The 21,799-nt window shown below is 72.3% G+C and carries 26 protein-coding genes; 13 read left to right on the top strand and 13 right to left on the bottom strand.

Annotated elements, in window-relative coordinates; translation table 11 throughout:
* Nucleotides 1-2: 2 nt before the first annotated feature.
* From ACFVGW_RS28565 to ACFVGW_RS28550, 4 genes are read right to left on the bottom strand one after another with little or no spacing between them, the layout of a single operon-like run.
* Nucleotides 3-392, bottom strand: a complete 390-nt coding sequence (locus ACFVGW_RS28565; protein WP_352191186.1) for a VOC family protein — start codon at nucleotides 390-392, stop codon at nucleotides 3-5.
* Complete coding sequence (locus tag ACFVGW_RS28560) at nucleotides 389-691, bottom strand: ArsR/SmtB family transcription factor (RefSeq protein WP_383310388.1); 303 nt, start codon at nucleotides 689-691, stop codon at nucleotides 389-391. The genes ACFVGW_RS28565 and ACFVGW_RS28560 overlap by 4 nt, the downstream gene beginning before the upstream one ends.
* 57 nt (nucleotides 692-748) lie before the next feature.
* A complete protein-coding gene (locus ACFVGW_RS28555) occupies nucleotides 749-1,594 on the bottom strand; it encodes a tetratricopeptide repeat protein (RefSeq protein WP_385853951.1) in 846 nt (281 codons plus the stop codon).
* Nucleotides 1,591-2,592: a GNAT family N-acetyltransferase gene (locus ACFVGW_RS28550; RefSeq protein ID WP_385853950.1), complete on the bottom strand. Its 1,002-nt coding sequence runs from the start codon at nucleotides 2,590-2,592 to the stop codon at nucleotides 1,591-1,593. The genes ACFVGW_RS28555 and ACFVGW_RS28550 overlap by 4 nt, the downstream gene beginning before the upstream one ends.
* Nucleotides 2,593-2,704: 112 nt before the next feature.
* On the opposite strand from ACFVGW_RS28550, the gene fdxA reads away from it, so the two are divergent.
* Together fdxA and ACFVGW_RS28540 are read left to right on the top strand one after the other, a co-directional pair.
* Nucleotides 2,705-3,025, top strand: a complete 321-nt coding sequence (gene fdxA / locus ACFVGW_RS28545) for a ferredoxin (protein WP_003985062.1) — start codon at nucleotides 2,705-2,707, stop codon at nucleotides 3,023-3,025.
* 83 nt (nucleotides 3,026-3,108) lie between these two features.
* The gene (locus tag ACFVGW_RS28540) at nucleotides 3,109-4,218 is read left to right on the top strand and encodes a bifunctional succinyldiaminopimelate transaminase/glutamate-prephenate aminotransferase (RefSeq protein WP_383228878.1); all 1,110 of its coding nucleotides are present in this window, start codon (nucleotides 3,109-3,111) and stop codon (nucleotides 4,216-4,218) included.
* 86 nt (nucleotides 4,219-4,304) lie between these two features.
* Here the strand turns inward: ACFVGW_RS28540 and ACFVGW_RS28535 are convergent, their stop codons facing one another.
* Together ACFVGW_RS28535 and ACFVGW_RS28530 are read right to left on the bottom strand one after the other, a co-directional pair.
* Nucleotides 4,305-4,736 (bottom strand): ATP-binding protein, encoded by a 432-nt coding sequence (locus tag ACFVGW_RS28535; protein ID WP_383293623.1) that lies wholly within the window; start codon nucleotides 4,734-4,736, stop codon nucleotides 4,305-4,307.
* A 283-nt stretch (nucleotides 4,737-5,019) separates the two neighbouring features.
* A complete protein-coding gene (locus ACFVGW_RS28530) occupies nucleotides 5,020-5,940 on the bottom strand; it encodes a hypothetical protein (protein ID WP_385853949.1) in 921 nt (306 codons plus the stop codon).
* A gap of 38 nt (nucleotides 5,941-5,978) precedes the next feature.
* On the opposite strand from ACFVGW_RS28530, the gene dapE reads away from it, so the two are divergent.
* Together dapE and ACFVGW_RS28520 are read left to right on the top strand one after the other, a co-directional pair.
* Nucleotides 5,979-7,061, top strand: coding sequence for a succinyl-diaminopimelate desuccinylase (gene dapE, locus ACFVGW_RS28525; protein WP_385853948.1), 1,083 nt, complete (start codon nucleotides 5,979-5,981; stop codon nucleotides 7,059-7,061).
* Between the two features lie 84 nt (nucleotides 7,062-7,145).
* Nucleotides 7,146-7,895 carry a TIGR00730 family Rossman fold protein gene (locus tag ACFVGW_RS28520; protein ID WP_385853947.1) on the top strand — a complete coding sequence of 250 codons (750 nt, stop codon included), beginning with the start codon at nucleotides 7,146-7,148 and terminating at the stop codon, nucleotides 7,893-7,895.
* A gap of 60 nt (nucleotides 7,896-7,955) precedes the next feature.
* Here ACFVGW_RS28520 and folP read toward each other — a convergent pair whose 3' ends face one another.
* The gene (gene folP / locus ACFVGW_RS28515; RefSeq protein WP_385853946.1) at nucleotides 7,956-8,816 is read right to left on the bottom strand and encodes a dihydropteroate synthase; all 861 of its coding nucleotides are present in this window, start codon (nucleotides 8,814-8,816) and stop codon (nucleotides 7,956-7,958) included.
* A gap of 104 nt (nucleotides 8,817-8,920) precedes the next feature.
* Between folP and ACFVGW_RS28510 the strand changes: the two genes are divergently transcribed.
* Nucleotides 8,921-9,277 carry a DivIVA domain-containing protein gene (locus tag ACFVGW_RS28510; protein ID WP_383228883.1) on the top strand — a complete coding sequence of 119 codons (357 nt, stop codon included), beginning with the start codon at nucleotides 8,921-8,923 and terminating at the stop codon, nucleotides 9,275-9,277.
* Nucleotides 9,274-9,858 carry a DNA-3-methyladenine glycosylase I gene (locus tag ACFVGW_RS28505; RefSeq protein ID WP_385853945.1) on the top strand — a complete coding sequence of 195 codons (585 nt, stop codon included), beginning with the start codon at nucleotides 9,274-9,276 and terminating at the stop codon, nucleotides 9,856-9,858. The genes ACFVGW_RS28510 and ACFVGW_RS28505 overlap by 4 nt, the downstream gene beginning before the upstream one ends.
* 51 nt (nucleotides 9,859-9,909) lie before the next feature.
* Here ACFVGW_RS28505 and ACFVGW_RS28500 read toward each other — a convergent pair whose 3' ends face one another.
* Entirely contained in the window at nucleotides 9,910-10,713 is an 804-nt protein-coding gene (locus ACFVGW_RS28500; RefSeq protein WP_383293628.1) for an enoyl-CoA hydratase/isomerase family protein, read from the bottom strand.
* 301 nt (nucleotides 10,714-11,014) lie between these two features.
* Here ACFVGW_RS28500 and ACFVGW_RS28495 point away from each other — a divergent pair, with 301 nt between their 5' ends.
* Complete coding sequence (locus ACFVGW_RS28495) at nucleotides 11,015-11,182, top strand: DUF3117 domain-containing protein (protein ID WP_006346801.1); 168 nt, start codon at nucleotides 11,015-11,017, stop codon at nucleotides 11,180-11,182.
* 118 nt (nucleotides 11,183-11,300) lie between these two features.
* On the opposite strand, the gene ACFVGW_RS28490 is transcribed toward ACFVGW_RS28495, so the two are convergent.
* On the bottom strand, nucleotides 11,301-11,966 hold the full coding sequence (locus tag ACFVGW_RS28490) for an O-methyltransferase (RefSeq protein ID WP_383228886.1): 666 nt from the start codon (nucleotides 11,964-11,966) through the stop codon (nucleotides 11,301-11,303).
* 140 nt (nucleotides 11,967-12,106) lie between these two features.
* Between ACFVGW_RS28490 and sigE the strand changes: the two genes are divergently transcribed.
* The 5 genes from sigE to ACFVGW_RS28465 all read left to right on the top strand — a co-directional run bounded on the left by sigE (nucleotide 12,107) and on the right by ACFVGW_RS28465 (nucleotide 17,135).
* The gene (sigE, locus tag ACFVGW_RS28485) at nucleotides 12,107-12,865 is read left to right on the top strand and encodes an RNA polymerase sigma factor SigE (protein WP_352191173.1); all 759 of its coding nucleotides are present in this window, start codon (nucleotides 12,107-12,109) and stop codon (nucleotides 12,863-12,865) included.
* Nucleotides 12,862-13,878, top strand: coding sequence for an anti-sigma factor family protein (locus tag ACFVGW_RS28480; RefSeq protein ID WP_385853944.1), 1,017 nt, complete (start codon nucleotides 12,862-12,864; stop codon nucleotides 13,876-13,878). Before sigE ends, ACFVGW_RS28480 begins: the two co-directional genes overlap by 4 nt.
* Before the next feature lie 78 nt (nucleotides 13,879-13,956).
* Nucleotides 13,957-15,867 (top strand): trypsin-like peptidase domain-containing protein, encoded by a 1,911-nt coding sequence (locus ACFVGW_RS28475; RefSeq protein WP_385853943.1) that lies wholly within the window; start codon nucleotides 13,957-13,959, stop codon nucleotides 15,865-15,867.
* Nucleotides 15,868-15,959: 92 nt separating this feature from the next.
* Nucleotides 15,960-16,415, top strand: coding sequence for a sec-independent translocase (locus tag ACFVGW_RS28470; RefSeq protein WP_352191170.1), 456 nt, complete (start codon nucleotides 15,960-15,962; stop codon nucleotides 16,413-16,415).
* 93 nt (nucleotides 16,416-16,508) lie between these two features.
* Nucleotides 16,509-17,135, top strand: coding sequence for a hypothetical protein (locus ACFVGW_RS28465; RefSeq protein WP_383228889.1), 627 nt, complete (start codon nucleotides 16,509-16,511; stop codon nucleotides 17,133-17,135).
* A 54-nt stretch (nucleotides 17,136-17,189) separates the two neighbouring features.
* Here the strand turns inward: ACFVGW_RS28465 and ACFVGW_RS28460 are convergent, their stop codons facing one another.
* Genes ACFVGW_RS28460 through ACFVGW_RS28450 form a run of 3 tightly spaced genes read right to left on the bottom strand, consistent with a single transcriptional unit; the run spans nucleotide 17,190 to nucleotide 20,211 of the window.
* On the bottom strand, nucleotides 17,190-18,323 hold the full coding sequence (locus ACFVGW_RS28460) for an Mrp/NBP35 family ATP-binding protein (RefSeq protein WP_385853942.1): 1,134 nt from the start codon (nucleotides 18,321-18,323) through the stop codon (nucleotides 17,190-17,192).
* Between the two features lie 42 nt (nucleotides 18,324-18,365).
* Nucleotides 18,366-18,950 carry a DUF1003 domain-containing protein gene (locus tag ACFVGW_RS28455; protein ID WP_385853941.1) on the bottom strand — a complete coding sequence of 195 codons (585 nt, stop codon included), beginning with the start codon at nucleotides 18,948-18,950 and terminating at the stop codon, nucleotides 18,366-18,368.
* Nucleotides 18,940-20,211, bottom strand: a complete 1,272-nt coding sequence (locus tag ACFVGW_RS28450) for a magnesium transporter MgtE N-terminal domain-containing protein (RefSeq protein WP_385853940.1) — start codon at nucleotides 20,209-20,211, stop codon at nucleotides 18,940-18,942. Before ACFVGW_RS28450 ends, ACFVGW_RS28455 begins: the two co-directional genes overlap by 11 nt.
* Before the next feature lie 185 nt (nucleotides 20,212-20,396).
* Here ACFVGW_RS28450 and ACFVGW_RS28445 point away from each other — a divergent pair, with 185 nt between their 5' ends.
* Nucleotides 20,397-21,197 carry a hypothetical protein gene (locus tag ACFVGW_RS28445; protein WP_385853939.1) on the top strand — a complete coding sequence of 267 codons (801 nt, stop codon included), beginning with the start codon at nucleotides 20,397-20,399 and terminating at the stop codon, nucleotides 21,195-21,197.
* Between the two features lie 48 nt (nucleotides 21,198-21,245).
* Here ACFVGW_RS28445 and ACFVGW_RS28440 read toward each other — a convergent pair whose 3' ends face one another.
* Nucleotides 21,246-21,764 (bottom strand): hypothetical protein, encoded by a 519-nt coding sequence (locus ACFVGW_RS28440; RefSeq protein WP_385853938.1) that lies wholly within the window; start codon nucleotides 21,762-21,764, stop codon nucleotides 21,246-21,248.
* Nucleotides 21,765-21,799 lie beyond the last annotated feature (35 nt).

Below are 21,799 nucleotides of genomic sequence, written 5' to 3'. Positions count from 1 at the left end.
GCCTACGGCTGCGTCGCGAGCTGGATCAGGTTGCCGCAGGTGTCGTCGAGGACCGCCGTGGTGACGGGGCCCATCTCCAGGGGCTCCTGGACGAAGCGGACGCCCAGGGCGGTCAGGCGCTCGTGCTCCGCGTGGACGTCGTCGACGGCGAACTGGGCGAGCGGGATGCCGTCGCCGACGAGCGCGTCGCGGTAGGCCTTGACGGCCGGGTGGCCGGCGGGCTCCAGGAGGAGTTCGGTGCCCTCGGGCTCGTCGGCGGAGACGACCGTCAGCCACCGGTCCTTCTCGCCCAACGGCACGTCGTGCTTCTTCACGAAGCCGAGGATCTCGGTGTAGAAGTGCAGGGCCTTCGCCTGGTCGTCGACGAAGACGCTGGTCAGACGGATCTTCATGGGGTGCTCTCCTGCGGTCCGGAGGTGTCGGGCACGAGCCACCGCTCGGCGATCTGCCGCAGCGGAGCCGTGTTCAGGTCGTGGAACTTGTAGCGCCCCTCCCGCCTCGTCTCGACCAGGCCGGCCGCCTCCAGCACGGCAAGGTGCTGGGAGACCGCCTGGCGCGAGATGCCGAGCTGGTGCTTCATGCTCAGTCGCGAACAGATCTCGAACAGTGTCTGTCCGGACCTCTCCGTCAGCTCGTCGAGGATCGTGCGCCGGGTGGGGTCGGCCAGGGCTTTGAAGAGGTCGTCGGCCACCACCCCAGAATAGGCAAGTGTCCACTTGCCTATCAAGTCGACACCCCGAGGACCGTCCTAGTTCAGCAGCGCCCGCGCCGCCTGCGCCCGGTTCCGGATCGACGCCGCCGCGCTCGGCTCGACCGCGTCGACCACCGAGGCGTACGCCTCCATCTCCGCGGCCCCCGCCTGGAACTCGCCCCGCTGTACCAGCAGCTCCGCGTGCTCGTAGCGCAGCCTGGCCGGGTGGGTGGGAAGCATCAGGGACAGCTCCACCGCCCACAGCGCCACACCGGAGCGCTCCGGGCGGGGAGCGGCCCAGGCCCGGATGTTGTTGAGGATGCGCAGGACGATCTCCAGCGGGTCCGCCGGGCGCAGCATCGACGGTTCGAGGGGCTCGCCCGTCGCGCCCGCCACCAGCAGCTCGGCGTCCATGCCCGTCATCGGCCGGCCGCCCGCGAACGGGTCCGCGAAGACCTGGACCGAGGGGTCGCCGAAGCCCACCACGAAGTGGCCCGGCAGCCCGAGGCCGTACACCGGAGCGCCCGCCCGCCGGGCGACCTCCATCCAGAGGACGGACAGGAGGATCGGCAGACCGCGCCGGCGCTTCAGGACCTCGTGCAGCAGCGAGGACTCCAGCCGCTGGTAGTCCGAGGGGGCGCCCTGGAAGCCGTACTGTCCGCCGAGCAGCCGGGCCAGCGCGGCCACCCAGTCGTCCGGCTCACGCAGGCCGTACGGCAGCTCCCCGGCCAGCCGGTCCAGCTCGATCTCCGCCGCGTCCAGATCCGCCGAGGTCACCGCCCCCTCCGCGACCGCCCCGATCAGGAGGCAGAGCCGCGCCAGATCCGGGCGCCGCGAACGCGCCTCCTCCGCGAACTCGCGCCGCCAGTCGCTCGCGCCGGTCACGTCGGTCACCTCGCTCACGCCTCGGTCGCCCGGTAGTGGTGGTAGTGGTGGTGGACCGTGAAGCCCATCCCCTCGTACAGCGCCCGAGCCCCGTCGTTCTCCGCCTCCACCTGCAGCCAGGCCGCCGACGCGCCCTCGTCGAGGGCCTGCCGGGCGAGCGCCGCCATCACGGCCTTGGCCAGGCCCTGACGCCGCTGCGCGGGGTCGACCTCCACCGCCATGAACCCGGCCCAGCGGCCGTCGACCACACACCGTCCGATCGCCGCCGGTATGTCTTCCGTGCCCGGTACGGACGCGAACCACACACTGGGGCCGCCGGACAGGACGCTCAGCACGTGGGGCCCGACCGTGCCGGACCGGTTGTAGCGGCGGAGCCACGCCTCGTCCACGCTCCGCACGAGCCGGACGCGCGACACGTCCGCGTCCAGGTCGCCGACCGGGGCGAGCCCGCCGATCCGTACCTCCGCCGAGACCTCCGACCGCCAGCCGTGCCGCTCCAGGTCGGCGCAGAGCAGTTCCTGAGTGCCCTCGGCGCCGGTCGCCGTCTGTACGTACGCGGGAAGGCCGCGCTCGCCGTACCAGTCGCGCACCCGCGCGAGCGCCTCGTCCAGCGGAAGGCCGGGGTCGCCGAGCGGCAGCACCGAATTGGCGCGCCGGGTGAACCCGCCCGCCGCCCGCAGCGTCCACTCGCCCAGCGGCTCGCTCTCCACCGGCTGCCAGCCGCGCGCCATCGCCCGAGCCAGCTCCTCGAAGGAGGCGGCGGGGCCGCGCCTGCGGGCCGGAGCGGCCGGCACGACCTTGCCGGCGGCGAGGGCGGATTCCGCGATCCGGACGGTCTCACCGGTCCGGCGTGTGATCAAGAGCACACCATGGGCCCAGGATGTGAGAACTCCAACCGCATCAGTGAATTTCCCACTGTGGTCACCCGCATCCGTCACATACCGAACTGAGACACGTTTTCCCACGTCAGCGTGGGTAATACGTACCTCAAGGCGCCCTCCTGCGGTGAATTCCACAGCTTCTCCGCCCCTCCTGTTCGGATCGACCCCAAGAACGGAGATACTAGGGGCGGGCATCGACGACGCCGCGCTCCCGCGCAGACCAGCCCTACCGAGGAGGAACGACAGCGTGACCTACGTCATCGCGCAGCCTTGTGTCGACGTCAAGGACAAGGCATGCATCGAGGAGTGCCCCGTCGACTGCATCTACGAGGGCTCCCGGTCCTTGTACATCCACCCGGACGAATGCGTCGACTGTGGTGCTTGTGAGCCGGTGTGCCCGGTCGAGGCCATCTTCTACGAGGACGACACCCCGGAGGAGTGGAAGGACTACTACAAGGCGAACGTCGAGTTCTTCGACGAGCTCGGCTCGCCCGGTGGTGCCTCCAAGCTCGGCCTGATCGAGCGCGACCACCCCTTCATCGCCGCTCTGCCGCCGCAGAACGGCTGATACACCGCCCCCGGTCCCGTACGGCCTCGCCCGCTGTACGGGACCGACGCGTTTCCCGTCCGTACGACGAAGTGAGCCAAACCGTGAGCGCAGTCTCGGGCGCCGTCTCCTCGCGCCTGCCCGTCTTCCCCTGGGACAAGCTGGAGCCGTACAAGAAGACGGCGGTCGCCCACCCCGACGGCATCGTGGACCTGTCCGTCGGCACGCCGGTCGACCCCGTGCCGGAGCTGATCCGGGGCGCGCTGGTCGCGGCGGCGGACTCGCCCGGCTATCCCACGGTCTGGGGCACCACCGAGCTGCGGGACGCCCTCACCGGCTGGTGCGAGCGGCGCCTCGGCGCGGTCGCGCTCACCCACCACAACGTGCTGCCGGTCGTCGGCTCCAAGGAGCTGGTGGCCTGGCTGCCCACCCAGCTCGGCCTCGGCGCCGGGGACCAGGTCGCCTACCCGCGCCTGGCCTACCCGACGTACGAGGTCGGCGCGCGGCTCTGCGGCGCGGAGCCCGTCGTCTACGACGACCCGACGACCGACCTGGACCCGGCCGCCGTCAAGCTGCTCTGGCTCAACTCGCCGTCCAACCCGACCGGCAAGGTCCTCGGCAAGGACGAGCTGACCCGGATCGTGGCCTGGGCCCGCGAGCACGGCATCCTCGTCTTCTCCGACGAGTGCTACCTGGAGCTGGGCTGGGAGGCCGACCCGGTCTCCGTGCTGCACCCGGACGTCTGCGGCGGCTCGTACGAGGGGATCGTCGCCGTCCACTCGCTCTCCAAGCGCTCCAACCTGGCCGGCTACCGCGCCGCGTTCGTCGCGGGCGACGCGGCCGTCCTCGGCGAGCTGCTCCTGATCCGCAAGCACGGCGGGATGATGACGGCCGCCCCGGTACAGGCCGCCACGGTCGCCGCCCTGGGCGACGACCGCCACGTCGCCGAGCAGCGGGAGCGCTACGCGGCCCGGCGCTCGGCGCTGCGGACGGCGCTCGAGGCGCACGGCTTCCGGATCGAGCACAGCGAGGCGAGCCTCTACCTGTGGGCGACCCGCGACGAGCCGTGCTGGGAGACCGTGGCGTACCTGGCCGAGAAGGGCATCCTCGTCGCGCCCGGCGACTTCTACGGGACGGCGGGGGAGCGGTTCGTCCGGGTGGCCTTCACGGCCACGGACGAGCGCGTCGAGGCCGCGGTCAAGCGCCTGGGCTGATCGCCGCACGGACATGGAAGGGCCCGGGGAGCGTCACGCTCCCCGGGCCCTTCGCCGTACCGGTGAGGGGGAACCGGTACGGGGGTTCAGCCGCCGATCGGCAGACCGCCCAGCGAGGGAACCCCGCCGGTCGGCAGGTTCTGGCCGAGGCCGCCCGCCGCCGGGGCGGCCTCGCCGAGGACCTCGCCCGCGCTGCCCGCGGTGTCGCCCGCGACCTGCTGCGCGGCCGGCGTGGCGGTCCTGCCCGCCGAGTCCACGGTCTTGCCCGCGGCCGGGACGGCCTTGCCGACGGCCTTGCCACCGGTGTCGCCGACGACACCGGTGGCAGTCTGCGAGGCGCCGTCGACGGCGTTGCCGACACCGGCGCCGTCCAGCGAGCTGATGCCGGAGAGCGCCCCGGTCGGCGCGATGCTGTGGTCCATGGCGCTCGCGGAGCCGGCCGCACCGACCACGGGGGCTGCTCCGGCCGCGACGAGAAGGGCGGCGCGGGCGATCCGACGGGTCAGGGGGAGGGACATGGTGCTCCTTCGACGAAGACGACGTACTGACGCCGTGACAACCGAGGCGAGGGAGGGGGAGGTTGCGGCGGCCGAAGGTAAAGGCTCCGCAATGCATCGCATTATCGGGTGGGGAGGAAAGCGGACGAACGCGCCGAAGATCCAACCCCTGCCGAACCGTCACTTCCCTTGCCGGGCAAGGGAAGTGACGGGACGGGCGCAAGTGAGTGAGGGTGAGTGGCGCCGCCCGTCGGCGAATACCCGGTCGAGTGACGCCCCGTACGCACGCCCTAGCTGTACCGGCCTAGCGCGCGAGCCGGATGCGAACCGTTCCTGCACCGGCCGCGTCGGCCGTCCTCGTCCACGCGCCCGCGGAGTCGCCCGCCCGCCAGACCTTGTCCGCGTACGCCACCTCCACGACCCGCAGATCCTCCGCGCGCGCCACGGCCCAGTGCGCGAGCTCCCAGCCGCGCCGGGCGTCGGGCCCGGTGGCCGTGAGGACCGGCACGGTGACCACGGAGGAGGGGGAGCCGACGCTCGTCCTCGCGCTGCCGCCCGCCGTCGTCCGGGGCGCCGCCTTCTCACCGAAGGCCCGTACCAGCTCCGCCCGCAGCTTCGCCGGATCGCCCGCGGCGCCGTCCCGCGACGGGTCCGTCATGCAGCGCAGGGCGGCGGCCGAGCGGCCCGTCAGCGCGGCCGAGAGGAGCGTCGCGTCCGGCTCGTGCTTCGCGTACGCCTGCGGGAAGCCGCTGCGCTGCACCTTCTGCGCCGCCACGGTCAGCGGGAGCCGCGAATAGCCGGGAACCTCCGCGAGACCCTCGTAGAACCTCCCCGAGGAGTACACCGGATCCATGATCTGCTCCGGCGTTCCCCAGCCCATGGACGGGCGCTGCTGGAACAGGCCGAGGGAGTCCCGGTCACCGTGCCGGATGTTGCGCAGCGCGGACTCCTGGAGTGCCGTCGCCAGGGCGATCGTGACCGCGCGTTCCGGCATGCGGCGCGTGGTGCCCACGGCCGAGATGGTCGCGGCGTTCGACGCCTGCTCCAGGGTGAACTCGTACGTGTTCTCGCCACTGCCGACCGTGCACCGAGGGGCGCCCCTGGAGCCCGTCGACTGGTGCACGGCCACATAGGCGATCAAGCCGCAGAGCACGACGAGGGCCGCCGTGAACCTGGCGGGACGGCCCTTGCGGCGGGTGTGGGGGGAACGGCTGGGCTCGGACACGGGGCCCACCGTACTGGAGGCCGGGTTAGGGTCGGCACATGGCTGACAATGCTCCCCTCGACCTCACGCTCGACGGCCCCGCGCTCACCGCCGCGCTCGTCGACTTCCCCTCGGTCAGCGGGACCGAGAAGCCGCTCGCCGACGCGATCGAGCTCGCCCTGCGCGCCCTGCCGCACCTCACCGTCGACCGCTTCGGCAACAACGTCGTCGCCCGCACCCGGCTCGGCCACGGGGAGCGCGTGATCCTCGCCGGGCACATCGACACGGTGCCGATCGCCGACAACGTGCCCTCGCGGCTCGACGAGAACGGCATCCTGTGGGGCTGCGGCACCTCCGACATGAAGTCGGGCGTCGCCGTGCAGCTCCGGATCGCCGCCACCGTCCCCGAGCCCAACCGCGACCTCACCTTCGTCTTCTACGACCAGGAGGAGGTCGCCGCCCACCTCAACGGCCTCGGGAAGGTCGCCGAGGCCCACCCGGACTGGCTGGAGGGCGATTTCGCGATCCTCCTCGAAGGGTCGAACGCCGAGGTCGAGGGCGGCTGCCAGGGCACGCTCCGCGTCCTGCTGCACACGGAGGGCGAGCGTGCCCACTCCGCGCGCTCCTGGATGGGATCCAACGCCATCCACGCCGCCGCCCCGATCCTCGCCCGCCTCGCCGCGTACGAGCCGCGCAGGCCGGTCATCGACGGCCTGGAGTACCACGAGGGCCTCAACGCGGTGCGGATCGAGGGCGGCGTCGCCAACAACGTCATCCCCGACGCCTGCACCGTCGTCGTCAACTACCGCTACGCGCCCGACCTCACCCCGGAGGAGGCCGAGGCGCACGTCCGCGAGGTCTTCGCCGACTGCGGCGTCGCCGAGTTCGTCGTCGACGACCACAGCGGAGGCGCCCTGCCCGGCCTCTCCCACCCGGCCGCCGAGGCGTTCATGAAGGCGGTCGGCGGCACGGCCCACCCCAAGTTCGGCTGGACCGACGTGGCACGCTTCAGCGCCCTCGGCGTCCCCGCCGTCAACTACGGGCCCGGAGACCCGATCTACGCGCACAAGGTCGACGAGCACGTCGTCGTCGAGAGGATCGTCCAGTGCGAGGAACGTCTCCGCGACTGGCTCACTGCGTGACAGCCGTCATTCGGCCTTTTGTCACGTCTGTGGACCTACCCTGACCGAATCAGAAGATCAGAGGATCGGCGGAGGGAGCAGACCATGGGTGTCCCCGAGGGAGGGTCGAAGCCGGAGGAGCAGAGGCTGGGTCCGGTGCTGAGGCGCCGGGATCAGGTCCAGTCCGGCACCACCGATCAGCGTCTGCTGGACAGCGAGGGTGACTCGGAGTGGGTGCACACCGACCCCTGGCGGGTCATGCGCATCCAGTCCGAGTTCGTGGAGGGCTTCGGCGCGCTCGCCGAACTGCCGAGCGCGATCAGCGTCTTCGGCTCGGCCCGCACACTGCCGGACACGCCGGAGTACGACGCGGGTGTGCGGCTCGGCCGCGCGCTGGTCGAGGCCGGCTTCGCGGTGATCACGGGCGGCGGCCCGGGCGCCATGGAGGCCGCCAACAAGGGCGCGCGGGAGGCCCAGGGCATCTCGGTCGGCCTGGGCATCGAGCTCCCCTTCGAGCAGGGCCTCAACCCGCACGTCGACATCGGCGTCAACTTCCGCTACTTCTTCGTCCGCAAGACGATGTTCGTGAAGTACGCCCAGGGCTTCGTGGTCCTCCCGGGCGGCCTCGGAACCCTGGACGAGCTCTTCGAGGCGCTCACCCTGGTCCAGACCCGCAAGGTGACCCGCTTCCCGATCGTGCTCTTCGGTACGGAGTACTGGAAGGGCCTCGTCGACTGGCTCCGCGACTCGGTGGTCGCGGGCGGCAAGGCCTCCGAGCGGGACCTCCTGCTCTTCCACGTCACGGACGACGTGGACGAGGCGGTGGCCCTGGTGTCGAAGGAGACGAGCAGGTAGCCCCCGCGCCCCGGAGGACCGGCGCCCCGACGCGGGCGCGCCGGTCCCCCGGGGCCCGGCTCAGGCCAGTCCGCGCCGGGCCACGGCGGGCGCCCGGTGGCCCGCGATGGACGCCACCATGTCCAGCACCTGCCGTGTCTCGGCCACCTCGTGGACGCGGTACACCTGCGCTCCGAGCCAGGCCGAGATGGCGGTCGTCGCCAGCGTCCCGAGCACCCGCTCCTTCACCGGCCGGTCCAGCGTCTCGCCCACGAAGTCCTTGTTGGACAGCGAGACGAGCACAGGCCAGCCCGTCTCCGTCATCTCGCCGAGCCGCCGGGTCGCCTCCAGGCTGTGGCGGGTGTTCTTCCCGAAGTCGTGGCCGGGGTCGATCATGATCCCGTCCCGCCGCACCCCGAGTCCCACCGCCCGCTCGGCCAGTCCGACGGTCACCCGCAGGATGTCGGCCATCACGTCCTCGTACGCGATCCGGTGCGGCCGGGTCCGCGGCTCCGCGCCGCCCGCGTGGGTGCAGACGAGCCCCGCGCCGTACCGTGCCGCGACCTCCGCGAGCCGCGGATCCACCCCGCCCCACGCGTCGTTGAGGACGTCCGCGCCGGCCTCGCAGACCGCCTCGCCGACGTCCGCGCGCCAGGTGTCGACGCTGATGACGACGTCCGGGTGCCGCCGCCGTACCTCCGCGACGAAACCGACCGTGCGACGCGCCTCCTCCTCGGCCGAGACCTCCTCGCCCGGACCCGCCTTCACCCCGCCGATGTCGATGATGGCGGCGCCCTCGGCCACCGCCTGCTCGACGCGGGCGAGAGCGGGCTCGTCGCGGAAGGTGGCGCCCTGGTCGTAGAAGGAATCCGGGGTCCGGTTCACGATCGCCATGATCACCGGCTCGTGCGGCCCGAATTCACGCCGTCCCAAGCGCAGCATCCCTTTTGTCCTCCCTCGCGTCCGTTCGCCTGCGACCCTAACTGTCGGTGGCGCATGGCACGATCGACCACGGGACGAAATCCACTTCGGGGAGAGGCGCGCTGGTGTTCTGGTTTTTGCTGATCGCGATGGTCGTGGTCGTCGCTGCGGTCACCCTCGCGGTGATCGGCGGGGGCGACAGCGAGGTGCTGCCCGAGGTGGCGCCCGAGCAGCTGGTCGACCCGCTGCCGGCGGCCCGCCCGGTCGACCGCGACGACGTCGAGGCGCTCCGGCTGCCGGTGACGGTGCGGGGGTACCGCATGGCCGACGTGGACGACGCCCTGGGACGCCTGGGCGCCGAGCTCGCGGAGCGGGACGCCCGGATCGCGGAGCTGGAGGCGGCGCTCGCGGCGGGCCCCGGCAGACCCGGCCCGGAGTCCGGTGGCCCCTCCCTCCGTAAGGACGAAGGCGAGGGCCGGTGACCGGCGAGGCCGTCCCCGGCCCCGACGGGCGTCTGCGCTGCCCCTGGGGCCTGTCGACCGAGGACTACGTCACGTACCACGACGAGGAGTGGGGACGCCCGGTCCACGGGGACGACGCGCTCTTCGAGCGGCTCTGCCTGGAGGCCTTCCAGTCCGGTCTCTCCTGGATCACGATCCTGCGCCGCCGCGAGGGCTTCCGGTGGGCCTTCGCCGGCTTCGAGATCGCCTCGGTCGCCCGGTTCGACGAGGCGGACCGGGAGCGGCTCCTCGCCGACGAGGGCATCATCCGCAACCGCGCGAAGATCGACGCGACGATGGCCAACGCGAAGGCGCTGACCGAGTGGGCCCCCGGCGAGCTGGACGGCCTCATCTGGTCGTACGCCCCGGACCCGGCGTCCCGCCCCGCGCCCCTGACGACCGCCGACGTCCCGGCGGTGACCGCCGAGTCGACGGCTCTGTCCAAGGCCCTGAAGAAGCGCGGACTGCGCTTCATCGGCCCGACGACGGCCTACGCCCTCATGCAGGCCTGCGGCCTCGTCGACGACCACCTGAAGAACTGCGTGAGCCGGGGCGCCCGCTAGGGGAGAGCGTCCCCCTGCGGGCGCCCCGGGTCGTGCCGGTGAGGGCGTCCGTCAGCGGCCGACGTACTTCGGCTTCTCCTTGGCCAGGAAGGCCTGGACCGCGATCGTGTGGTCCTCGGAGGCGCCCGCCGCCGTCTGGAGTTCGTCCTCCTTCTCCAGGGCCTCGGACAGCGAGTGGTCCGCGCCGTACGCCAGGGAGGCCTTCAGCGCCGCGTAGGCCACCGTCGGGCCCTCGGCCAGGGTGCGGGCGATCTTCCGGGCCTCCTCGGCCAGGTCGGCCGCCGGGACCAGCTTGTTCACGATGCCCAGCTCGTACGCCTCCTGGGCGCTGATCGAGCGCGGGAAGAGCAGCAGGTCGGAGGCGCGGCTCGCGCCGATCAGCCGGGGCAGCGTCCAGGACATCCCGGAGTCGGCGGTGAGCGCCACCCCCGCGAAGGAGGTGTTGAACGCGGCCGTCTCCGCGACCACCCGGTAGTCCGCCGCCAGCGCGAAGCCGAAGCCGGCGCCCGCCGCGACCCCGTTCACGCCCGCCACGACCGGCTTCTTCATGCCGGTCAGCGCCCTGACGATCGGGTTGTAGTGGTCCCGGACGGTGTTCATGGTCGCCTGCGAGCCGGTCTCCTTGTCCGACAGCAGCAGGCCCACGTGCTCCTTCAGGTCCTGGCCCACGCAGAAGGCCCGGTCGCCCGCCGCGGTGAGCAGTACCGCCCGTACGGCGGTGTCCGCGGCGGCGGCTTCCGCCGCGTCCCGCAGGGCGACCTTGGCCTCCACGTTCATCGCGTTCATGGCCTCGGGCCGGTTGAGCGTGATCGTGGCGAGTCCGTCGGTCACTTCGTACAGCACGGTGTCGGCCATCGGGGCTTCCCTTCGCGTCGTTGCGTCCCTGATGCGCTCAGCATGACGGAGATCACCCGACCCGCACATGTGACCTGCGTCAAAGCCCGGCGGCGAACGAGCGGCGAAGTATCGCAGGCCGATCGCCGAAATGGGCGGTTTTGCGGAAGCGCGTTGCGCAAGCGATGCAACCTGATGTTGGTCATCGGGTCCTGTGATGCGGGATAATGACCTGGAAGCAATGTGTTCGATGCCGGTGACGTGTGCTCCCGATCAGGGGCCGTCGGCTGACGAAGAGCTGGTTTCAGGAAGGGGAACAAGCATGGCGGCCATGAAGCCGCGGACGGGCGACGGCCCGCTCGAGGTGACCAAGGAGGGGCGGGGCATCGTCATGCGCGTTCCGCTCGAAGGCGGCGGTCGGCTTGTCGTCGAGCTGACGCCGGACGAGGCCGAAGCACTCGGCGACGCCCTGAAGCAGGTAGTCGGCTGACGCGACAAGCCAGGATTGTCCGCTCCTGCCCCGGCACGGTACCCACCGCGCCGGGGCAGGAGTGTTCCGGGGGTCGGTTCGAGGGGCAGGGCGGTACGACGGGCGGCGAGCCGTGCCGTCAGCCGCGCCGCACCGCGCAGAGCAGGCCGTCTCCCACGGGCAGCAGCGACGGAAGGAGCTCCTGGCTCTCCCGGACCGCCCGCAGGAGCTCCCGTATCCGCAGCACCTCGGCCGGCTGCGCCGCCGAGTCGACCGTGCGACCGTCCGCGAAGACGCCCTCGAAGCAGACCAGACCGCCCGGTCGCAGCAGGCGCAACGATTCAGCGAGGTAGTCCAGGAGCTCCAGCCGGTCACCGTCGCAGAAGACCAGGTCGTACCCGCCGTCCGCGAGCCGCGGCAGCACGTCCAGGGCGCGGCCGGGGATGAAGCGCGCCCGGTTCCCGGCGAATCCCGCCGCCCGGAAGGCCGTCTTCGCGAACTGCTGGCGCTCGGGCTCCAGGTCCACGGTCGTCAGCACGCCGTCCGGACGCATGCCGTGCAGCAGATAGATCCCGGACACGCCCGTTCCGGTACCGATTTCGGCCACCGCTTTCGCGTCCGCCGTCGCCGCCAGCAGGCGCAGAGCGGCGCCGGTGCCCGGTGACACCGAGGGCAGCCCTGTCTCCCGGGCCCGGTCACGGGCCCAGCGCAGCGCTTCGTCCTCGGCGACAAAGGCGTCGGCGAACGCCCAGCTCGTCTGCCGGTTGGCGGTAATGGCCCTCTCCTGTCCCCGTAGTTGGCGCAACGGTGACTGTATCCGCTGCGCACGGGAACCCGCAGATGGGACCGCGCGTTCACCAGGGCAGGACGTCGATGAGGGCGGCGGGTGACCGGTCCCCAAATTCGCGTAAAGATTCTTATCCGGAGCTAACGGGCGAGGTGGCTATGGTAGGGGCTCCACTGGACACCACCAGAGCCGACAGGGGAGGTGCGGCTGCGCCTGTGGATCGGGGAGGAGTGCTTCGGCGTCTTCTCAGGTCGGCGGGTGAGCCGAAATCCGTGACCGACACCGCTGACCGAATCCACACCGCAGACTCCGCTCCCACCACCGCGACCTTCGCATCGGATGCGGAATCGCAGGCGTGGACTCCGCCCACCTGGGAGGAGATCGTCAGCACGCACAGCGGCCGCGTGTACCGCCTCGCCTACCGGCTGACCGGCAACCAGCACGACGCCGAGGACCTCACGCAGGAGGTCTTCGTCCGCGTCTTCCGCTCGCTGTCGACGTACACGCCGGGCACGTTCGAGGGCTGGCTGCACCGCATCACCACCAACCTCTTCCTCGACATGGTCCGCCGCAAGCAGCGGATCCGTTTCGACGCCCTCGGCGACGACGCGGCCGAGCGGCTGCCCAGCCGCGAGCCCTCCCCGCAGCAGGCGTTCAACGACACGCACTTCGACGCCGACGTCCAGCAGGCCCTCGACACCCTCGCGCCCGAGTTCCGTGCCGCGGTCGTCCTCTGTGACATCGAAGGACTCTCGTACGAGGAGATCGCCGCCACGCTCGGCGTGAAGCTCGGTACGGTCCGCAGCCGAATCCACCGGGGCCGCTCGCACCTGCGCAAGGCGCTCAAGCACCGGTCCCCCGAGGCCCGGGCGGAGCGTGCCCTGGCCACCGTCGGATGGGAGGGCGGAACGGCGTGAGCAACAGTCCTGCCGGCCCGACCCCCGCGGAGCAGCACCTCGGGGACCGGCTCGCCGCGCTGGTCGACGGGGAGCTCGGCCACGACGCCCGCGAGCGGGTTCTCGCGCACCTCGCGACCTGTGCCAAATGCAAGGCGGAGGCCGACGCCCAGCGCCGGCTGAAGAGCGTCTTCGCCTCCACCGCACCCCCTCCGCCCTCGGAGGGGCTCCTCGCGCGCCTTCAGGGGCTGCCCGGGGGCCCTCCGGGGGGTGACGACCGTCGGGGGGGACCCTTCGACGAGATCTTCGCCCTGGGCGGCTCAGGCGGTCCCGTCGGCCCCGGCCCGGGCGTCGGCGGTCTCGGCGACCTCGGCGGAGTGAAGTCGGACGGCTTCGCGACGGCCGGGGCGGTCTCCCCGCACTCCGGATTCCGTATCCACGCCGTCGGGGGCCGGCCCGACCACGACCGCTCGTCCTGGCGGGGCCGGCGCTTCGGTATCGCGGCCGCCAGTGCCGTCTCGTTCGCCGCGATAGCGCTGGGCGGTGCCCTTCCGCTGGAGACGACACCGAACGTCGGCGCGCGCGGCGAGGGCACGGGTACGAACGTCACCCCGCTGAGGGCCCCCGCCTCCGGCGGCCCCTCCCTCACGGGCTCGCTCTCCGGCAACGGCTCGGGCAGCGGATCCGGTACGGGTACGACCGTGGGCACGGCCTCCGGCCGCGGCGGGCGTACGGCGGAGCGGGCGGCCGCCGACTCCTCGACCAGGCGCATCGGCTTCGGCTCGGCCACGGGACCGGTGTCCGCCGGACCCCTGCTGCCGGGCGGTGCGACGCCCACGGAGACCGTCGGTCTCCAGGGGACGTCCGCGCCGTCCGTGCTGGAGCTCTCCCCGTTCGTCCGGCCCACGGGACCGGCCCTGCGCCTGGCGTTCACGTCCGGGTTCGACGCGCTGAGCGGCCCGGGTGTCACCCCGGCCCCGACCCCGCTCGGCGCCCCGAGTCCGACGGCGACACCGCTCACCTCCCACCGCTGACCCCGGACCTGGTTGAATCCAGGGCACGAGTGCCCGCCGCGAGGCGGGCACGGACAGGCCAGCTGTTGCGGGGAGAGCATGAACGACGGGAAGCCGACCGGCCAGAAGCCGAAGTGGTGGAGCCGGCCGACGAGTACACCGCCGGCGGCCATACCGGAACCGGCGGCGCCGGTCGCGGACGAGGGCGACTTCACCCTCGCCGCCCCCGCGACGCCGGAGCCCCCGGCCACGGAGCCCGCGACGCGGGAGCCCGCCGCCACGGGGGCCCCGGCCCAGGAGACCGCCGCCATGGAGGTCCCGGCCACGGAGCCCGCCGCCACGGAGCCCGCGACGCGGGAGCCCGCCGCCACGGGGGCCCCGGCCACGGAGCCCGCCGCCATGGAGGCCCCGGCCCAAGAGCCCGCCGCCATGGAGGTCCCGGCCACGGAGCCCGCCGCCATGGAGGTCCCGGCCCAGGAGACCGCCGGCCCGGAGGTCCCGGCTGCCGGGACCGCGACCCCGGAGGTCCCGGCCCAGGCCGCCGTCGTGCCGGAGGCCGCGCACGCTGCCGTACCCGTACCCCAGCAGGCGTCGGCCGGGCTTCAGGACCGGGCCGAGGTTCCGGTCGGGGGGCAGCCGCAGCCGCAGCCGTTGCACGAGCCCGACGAGTACCGGACCCCGCCGTACGGCGGGCCCGGGCCCTGGGCCCCCGCCCCGCCCGTGCAGCGGCCCGTGGCGACTCCGGCCCACGACGTCCCCGTACCGCATCAGCAGCAGACCACCCCGCAGCCGGTCCCGACCCCGCCCGCCCAGTGGGTGCAGTACGACCCGTGGGGAGCACCCGGCGCCCCGGTCGCCCCGCTGACCGTCAGCTCCGTGCCGCCCGTCAAGAGCCCCCGCTCCCGCCGTGGGCGCGCGCTCGTGGCGGCGCTCGTCCTCGCGCTCATCACCGGCGTCGTCGGCGGCGCGGTCGGCGCGTACGTCGAGCGGAACGGCGGCATCACGACCGTCGAGCTGCCCCAGGCCGGCGCCGAGGACGCCGGGCGGGCCCCCGGCAGCGTCGCGGGGATCGCCGCCAGCGCCCTGCCGAGCGTGGTCACCCTCCACGTCAGCGGCGCGGGCTCCTCCGGCACCGGAACGGGCTTCGTCCTGGACACCCAGGGGCACATCCTCACCAACAACCACGTGGTCGACGCGGCCGCCTCCTCTGGCGAGATCACCGTCACCTTCAGCAGCGGCGAGACCGCCGACGCCAAGCTGGTAGGCCGGGACAGCGGCTACGACCTCGCCGTCGTCAAGGTCACCGGCGTCTCGGGCCTCAAGCCCCTGCCGCTCGGCAACTCGGACAACGTCCGCGTCGGCGACCCCGTCGTCGCCATCGGCGCCCCCTTCGACCTCCAGAACACCGTCACCTCCGGCATCATCAGCGCCAAGGAGCGCCCCATCACGGCGGGCGGCGAGAAGGGTGACGGCAGCGACGTCAGCTATGTCGACGCCCTCCAGACCGACGCCCCGATAAACCCGGGCAATTCGGGCGGTCCGCTGGTCGACTCCAAGGCCCGCGTCATCGGCATCAACAGCGCGATCCGTGCGGCCGGTGACGGTTCGGGCGGCGACAGCGGCGCCCAGTCCGGTTCCATCGGCCTCGGCTTCGCCATCCCGATCAACCAGGGCAAGCGGGTCGCCGAAGAGCTCATCAACACCGGCAAGGCCACCCACCCCGTCATCGGTGTGAGCCTCGACATGCAGTTCAACGGCGACGGCGCCCGCGTCGGGGAGAAGGGCAAGGACGGCTCCGCCTCGGTCACCCCCGGCGGCCCGGCCGCCAAGGCCGGCGTCCGCGCCGGTGACGTCATCACGAAGGTCGACGGCCAGCGGGTCCACAGCGGCGAGGAGCTGATCGTGAAGATCCGCGCCCACCGCCCCGGCGACCGGCTGGAGCTCACGCTCCTGCGCGGTGGCAAAGAACAGACCAAGACGTTGACGCTCGGTTCCTCGCAGGGCGACTGAACGCCATGTGGGGGACACCGCAAGGTACCCGCCCGGCAGTTTCGGCGGGTACCGTGGAGCGGGCCCCGGACCCCGTGTAAGGAGCAGCAAAGGTGTTCAACGACATCGGCATACTCGAGCTCGTGACGCTCGTGGTCCTCGCCGTACTCGTTTTCGGCCCGGACAAGCTGCCGAAGGTCATCCAGGACGTCTCGCGCTTCATCCGGAAGATCCGTGAGTTCTCCGAGAGCGCGAAGCAGGACATCCGCTCGGAGCTGGGGCCGGAGTTCAAGGACTTCGAGTTCGAGGACCTCAATCCCAAGACGTTCCTGCGCAAGCAGCTGGACGGCAACGAGGACCTCAAGGAGCTGAAGGAGCTGCGCAGCAGCTTCGACCTCAAGAAGGAGATGAACGAGGTCGCGGACGCGGTGAACGGGCGCGAGCCGGAGCCGTCCGCCGCCCCCGCATCGGTCCCCGCGGTGGTCAACGGGTCGTCGCCGGACCTGCTGAAGAAGCAGGACAAGCCGGGCACCGACGAGCGGCCGCCGTACGACTCCGACGCGACCTGACGACCTGGGCTGACACGTCCTGACGCCAACCGGTGGATATCCTCCCTCTGTTGTCCGCCGACGCGGGCACGACGGATCGAGGAGGCGGCCGAGATGGAGACGACGAGTCGGGTGGAGGGAGTGCCCGCAGCCCGGCGTACGGCCGAAGGCTTTCTGCGCGCACCCTTCACCTGGTACGGACTCGACGACGCGTTCACCGGACCGCGCTGGCTGATGCAGGTCGGCACGGCGGCGGACGGGACCGTCCAGCACGGTTCGATGGGCCACGGGGACGAGCCGTCCATAAAGTCCGACGCGAGCGGGGCCGAGAAGGAGCGCTTCGCCGTCGTCGTGACGGTCGCGGCGAGCCCGGTGCGCAGGTCGGCGGACGGTACGGGGGTGCTGGACGCGACCACGGTCGCCTCCGCGGCCTGGCTGGCCGGCTCGGGGCTCCTGGCGTACACCTGGCCCGCGCAGCTGGACCACGCGCTGCGGGACGACTGGCTGGACCAGCAGACGGAGACGGCGTTCGAGCTCGCGGACGACCTCGAGGGACCGGAGTGGTCGACGCTGTCGCTGCCGGTGGACGGGGTGCCGGTGCCGTTCCACTACCGGGAGTCGGAGTTCGGCTGGGTGCTGGCCGGCTCCGCGGGTGAGGTGCACATCGGGGCGTACGGGCGTGGCATGAGCGCGTACGGACTGGGGTTCGCGGGGGTCAAGGACCTGGACGCGTACGCGTAGGTACCGGGCATGACGAAGGGGCGCCGCTCGATGTGAGCGGCGCCCCTTCGGCCTTCAGAACTTGTTGCGCGGGGTGATGCCCAGGCTCATGCCCGAGAGGCCCCTGGCGCGGCCGCCGAGCTTCCCGGCGATGGCGCGGAGCGCCGCGCCCGCGGGGGAGTCCGGGTCGCTCAGGACCACCGGCTTGCCCTCGTCGCCGCCCTCGCGCAGACGGACGTCGATCGGGATGGAGCCCAGGACCGGCACCGTGGCGCCCGTGGTCTTCGTCAGGCCGTCCGCGACCTTCTGGCCGCCGCCCGAACCGAAGACGTCGACCATCTCGTCGCAGTGCGGGCACGGCAGGCCCGACATGTTCTCGACGACGCCGACGATCTTCTGGTGCGTCTGGACGGCGATCGAGCCGGCCCGCTCGGCGACCTCGGCCGCCGCCTGCTGCGGGGTCGTGACGACGAGGATCTCGGCGTTCGGCACGAGCTGCGCCACGGAGATCGCGATGTCGCCCGTGCCCGGCGGCAGGTCGAGGAGCAGGACGTCCAGGTCGCCCCAGTACACGTCCGCGAGGAACTGCTGCAGTGCGCGGTGAAGCATCGGGCCGCGCCACACCACGGGGGCGTTGCCCGGGGTGAACATGCCGATGGAGATGACCTTCACGCCGTTCGCCGACGGCGGCATGATCATGTTCTCGACCTGGGTCGGCCGGCCGTCCGCGCCCAGCATGCGGGGCACCGAGTGGCCGTAGATGTCGGCGTCGACGACACCGACCTTCAGACCGTCCGCGGCCATCGCCGCGGCCAGGTTCACGGTCACGGAGGACTTGCCGACGCCACCCTTGCCGGAGGCGACCGCGTACACCCGGGTCAGCGAGCCGGGCTTGGCGAACGGGACCTCACGCTCGGCCGTCGTGCCCCGCAGGGCCGAGGCCAGCTCCTTGCGCTGCTCGTCGCTCATCACGTCCAGCGTGACGTCGACGCCGGTGACGCCCTCCACCCCCGCGACCGCGTCCGTGACGCGCTGCGTGATCGTGTCGCGCATCGGGCAGCCGGAGACGGTGAGATAGACCGTGACGGCAACCCTGCCGTCGGATCCGATCTCCACCGACTTGACCATGCCGAGCTCGGTGATCGGTTTGTTGATCTCGGGGTCGTTCACCGTCGCCAGCGCTTCGCGCACCGCGTCTTCCGTAGCCATACGGAGATGGTACGGCGCGGACCACCGGCGCCGGAAAGTCTGTCAGCGGTCGGGTACGTCACTTCCGCGATCGCCGGCGGAGGGGAATAGATCGCGAGGACCGCGGTGGCCGTCGCTCCGCTCCTCCATCTCCTTGATCAGATCCTGGAGCTCCGAGCGGATCCAGTCACGGGTCGCGACCTCCCCCAGACCCATCCGCAGCGCCGCGATCTCCCGGGTCAGGTACTCGGTGTCGGCGATGGACCGCTCGTTCTGCTTGCGGTCCTGTTCGAGATTGACCCGGTCCCGGTCGTCCTGGCGGTTCTGCGCGAGGAGGATCAGCGGGGCCGCGTACGAGGCCTGGAGCGACAGGGCGAGCGTCAGGAAGATGAACGGGTACTCGTCGAACTTCAGCGACGACGGCGCGAAGATGTTCCACAGCACCCAGACGATGATGGTGATCGTCATCCAGACGATGAACCGGCCCGTGCCCAGGAAGCGCGCGATCCGCTCCGAGACCCGGCCGAAGGCCTCCGGGTCGTACTCCGGAAGGAACCTGGGCCGCCGCTCGCGCGGGAGGTCGAGCCGGATCCGCGGCAGGGAGCGCTCCCGCTCCCGCTCTCGCTCCTGCGCGCGCTCAGCCCCCATCCGCGGCCTCCTCGCCGTGGAACTCGGTCTCCCGCCAGTCCTCCGGCAGCAGATGGTCGAGCACGTCGTCGACGGTGACCGCGCCGAGCAGCGATCCGCTCTCGTCCACCACCGGCGCCGCGACCATGTTGTACGCGGCGAGGTAGCTGGCGACACCGGGCAGCGGGGTGTCCGGTGCCAGCGGCGGCAGATCGCTGTCGGCCAGGGAGCTGACCAGGGTGAACGGCGGATCGCGCAGCAACCGCTGGAAGTGGACCGTGCCCAGGTACTTGCCCGTCGGCGTCTCGTCCGGCGGCCGGCACACGTACACCTGCGCCGCCAGTGCCGGGGAGAGGTCCTGCTGCCGTACGCGGGCCAGGGCGTCCGCCACCGTGGCGTCCGGCCGCAGCACGATCGGCTCCGTGGTCATCAGACCGCCCGCCGTCCGTTCCTCGTACGCCAGCAGCCGGCGGACGTCCGCCGCGTCGTCGGGCCGCATCAGAGCGAGCAGCCGCTCCTTGTCCTCCTCCGGCAGCTCGGAGAGCAGGTCGGCGGCGTCGTCCGGGTCCATCGCCTCCAGGACGTCCGCGGCGCGCTCCTCCTTGAGCTTGCCGAGGATCTCGATCTGGTCGTCGTCCGGCAGCTCCTCCAGGACGTCGGCGAGCCGGTCGTCGTCCAGGGCGGCGGCGACCTCCGCGCGCCGCTTGGGGGAGAGGTGGTGCAGCACGTTGGCCAGGTCGGCGGGGCGCAGCCGCTCGAAGGTGGCGACCAGGTTCTCCGCGCCCTGACCCTCCTCCTCCAGGGAGAAGCCGGTCACGGCGGACCACTCCACGGTCAGCGTCTCGCCCTTGCGGCGCAGCGCACCGGGCTTGCCGCGCCGCACGAAGACCTTGTCGATCTCCCACTCACGGCGGGCGGGGAGCTGCTGGATGGCCACGTCGAGCACGGTGACGTCCTCGTCCGTGCCGACGATCCGCACCCGGCGGTCGAGGAGTTCGCCGAGGACGAGCCGCTCGGTGGGCCGCTGCTCGAAGCGGCGCATGTTGACCACGCCCGTGGTGATGACCTGGCCGGACTCGACGCCCGTGATCCGGGTCATGGGGACGAAGACCCGGCGGCGGCTGAGCACCTCCACGACCATGCCGAGCAGCCGGGGCGGACGGCGGCCCACCCGGAGCATCGCGACGAGGTCGCTGACCCGCCCCACCTGGTCGCCGTTGGGGTCGAAGACGGGCACACCGGCGAGGTGCGAGACGAAGATCCGAGGGGCGCCTGCCGCCATCCCACGCGCCTCCTCGGTGCCGCTCGATTCGGGTCATTGCTGAGGTATGCCGGGTTCAGGCTAGCCCGTGCCCATCCGTGGCGCCCCGGCAGAGCGCCCGTACGGCTGCCTGCGGCGACGGCGCGCGGCCCGGGTACGCTGCGGTCTGCCGTTTCTCCCACCCCCGACGACGAGAGGCAGCGCAGGTGCCCTTTCTCCCCACCGCCGCGCGCGTCCCCGCGGCGCGCATCCGTAGGGCCGTCCTGCCGCTGGCGCTCTGCGCCGGCCTCGCGGCCGGACTGACCGGCTGCGCGGACGACCCCGACGAGGGGACGAACGGGGTCGGGAAGCTGGCTCCGGACGCGATCGAGGAGAAGGCGCAGTCGGCGGCGGACGCGGCGAAGGCCGTCCGGCTCGCAGGGACGCTGGTCAGCAAGGGCGGCACGTTCAAGCTGAACATGCGCCTCAAGGACGACGGCGCGTCAGGCTCGGTCGTGACGAAGAACAGCACGTTCGAGCTGCTGCGGATCGGCGACGCGCTCTACATGAAGGCCGACGCGGCGTTCTGGACGCACGGCGAGGGCGGCGGCTCAGGCGACGGCGGGGGCCAGGGGTCCGGGACTCCTTCGGAGGCCGACAGCGAGGCCGCCGACAAGCTCCAGGACAAGTACGTCAAGGTGCCGCAGGACGACCCCTCGTACAAGCAGCTCCGCGGCTTCACCGACATGGACCTGCTCCTGGACGGCCTGATCGGCCTGCACGGGCAGGTCGTGAAGGGCGACCGCGACAAGATCGGCGGCATCCGTACGGTCAAGGTCAAGGGCGGCGAGGACGGCGAGGGCGGCACGCTGGACGTCGCCCTGGAGGGGACCCCGTTCCCGCTCCAGTTCGCGCGCGGCGGCGGAGCGGGCGTGGTGGTCCTGTCCGAGTGGGACAAGGACTTCCCGCTGGAGGCCCCGGCCCCCGGCCAGACGCTGGACTACGGCAAGCAGCTGCCGCGTACCTGACCTCCGGACCGCGGCCTCGGGGTCGGCGCCTGCGGCGCCGGTCCCGGGTCAGCGCCTGCGGCGCTTGAGCAGCAGGCGCGGGAGAGCCGCGGGCGCCGGGCGGCGCGTGAGCGCGTCCGAGGGCTGCGGGACCGCCGCGAGCGAACCGGTCGGCAGGTCCGTCGTCGAGGCCAGCGGGGCCAGCCGGAGCACGCGGCACTCCCGGGCCCAGCGCTCCGGCATCGCCTCGCCGTCCGTCGCGTTCAGGCGCTTGCCCTTCAGCTCGGCGACCGCCGCGTCCCACTCCTCCGTACCGGGAGCCAGTTCGCTCACCGCGGCCGTCCAGGCGACGACGCGGCCGCCCTTGTCCTTGCTGCGGACCGTGACCTCGGCCGTCGAGCCCGCGACGAGCCCCGGGAGCGGCTGCTCGCCCGGACCGTCACCGACGACGTGCGCCGCGCCCTCGTGCCAGACGTGCCAGAGCGCGCGGGCGGCGGGGGCGTCGCCCTGGGTCCCCCGGACCCAGATGAGGCCGGACTTCTTCGTGGCCTCCTCGACGAGGGCGGGGCCGAGCAGCGTGTCTGTCATGCCCCGCAGCCTATCGAGACCCGGCCGGCGCGCCG

This window comes from Streptomyces sp. NPDC127129 (assembly GCF_042671585.1).
In the GTDB taxonomy this organism is placed as follows: Bacteria; Actinomycetota; Actinomycetes; order Streptomycetales; family Streptomycetaceae; genus Streptomyces.
The sequence above is the reverse complement of the archived record's forward strand: the minus strand, read 5'-3'. Positions and strand labels throughout refer to the sequence as shown.

Bases quoted from the DNA above. Each gene is read 5' to 3' on its own strand.
- ACFVGW_RS28455 (WP_385853941.1), bottom strand. From the start codon at position 18,950: ATGGGGGCTGAGCGCGCGCAGGAGCGAGAGCGGGAGCGGGAGCGCTCC.
- ACFVGW_RS28520 (WP_385853947.1), top strand. From the start codon at position 7,146: ATGGGTGTCCCCGAGGGAGGGTCGAAGCCGGAGGAGCAGAGGCTGGGT.
- ACFVGW_RS28460 (WP_385853942.1), bottom strand. From the start codon at position 18,323: ATGGCTACGGAAGACGCGGTGCGCGAAGCGCTGGCGACGGTGAACGAC.
- ACFVGW_RS28535 (WP_383293623.1), bottom strand. From the start codon at position 4,736: ATGTCCCTCCCCCTGACCCGTCGGATCGCCCGCGCCGCCCTTCTCGTC.
- ACFVGW_RS28565 (WP_352191186.1), bottom strand. From the start codon at position 392: ATGAAGATCCGTCTGACCAGCGTCTTCGTCGACGACCAGGCGAAGGCC.
- folP (WP_385853946.1), bottom strand. From the start codon at position 8,816: ATGCTGCGCTTGGGACGGCGTGAATTCGGGCCGCACGAGCCGGTGATC.
- ACFVGW_RS28500 (WP_383293628.1), bottom strand. From the start codon at position 10,713: ATGGCCGACACCGTGCTGTACGAAGTGACCGACGGACTCGCCACGATC.
- ACFVGW_RS28465 (WP_383228889.1), top strand. From the start codon at position 16,509: ATGGAGACGACGAGTCGGGTGGAGGGAGTGCCCGCAGCCCGGCGTACG.
- ACFVGW_RS28450 (WP_385853940.1), bottom strand. From the start codon at position 20,211: ATGGCGGCAGGCGCCCCTCGGATCTTCGTCTCGCACCTCGCCGGTGTG.
- sigE (WP_352191173.1), top strand. From the start codon at position 12,107: ATGGTAGGGGCTCCACTGGACACCACCAGAGCCGACAGGGGAGGTGCG.
- dapE (WP_385853948.1), top strand. From the start codon at position 5,979: ATGGCTGACAATGCTCCCCTCGACCTCACGCTCGACGGCCCCGCGCTC.
- ACFVGW_RS28440 (WP_385853938.1), bottom strand. From the start codon at position 21,764: ATGACAGACACGCTGCTCGGCCCCGCCCTCGTCGAGGAGGCCACGAAG.
- ACFVGW_RS28495 (WP_006346801.1), top strand. From the start codon at position 11,015: ATGGCGGCCATGAAGCCGCGGACGGGCGACGGCCCGCTCGAGGTGACC.
- ACFVGW_RS28475 (WP_385853943.1), top strand. From the start codon at position 13,957: ATGAACGACGGGAAGCCGACCGGCCAGAAGCCGAAGTGGTGGAGCCGG.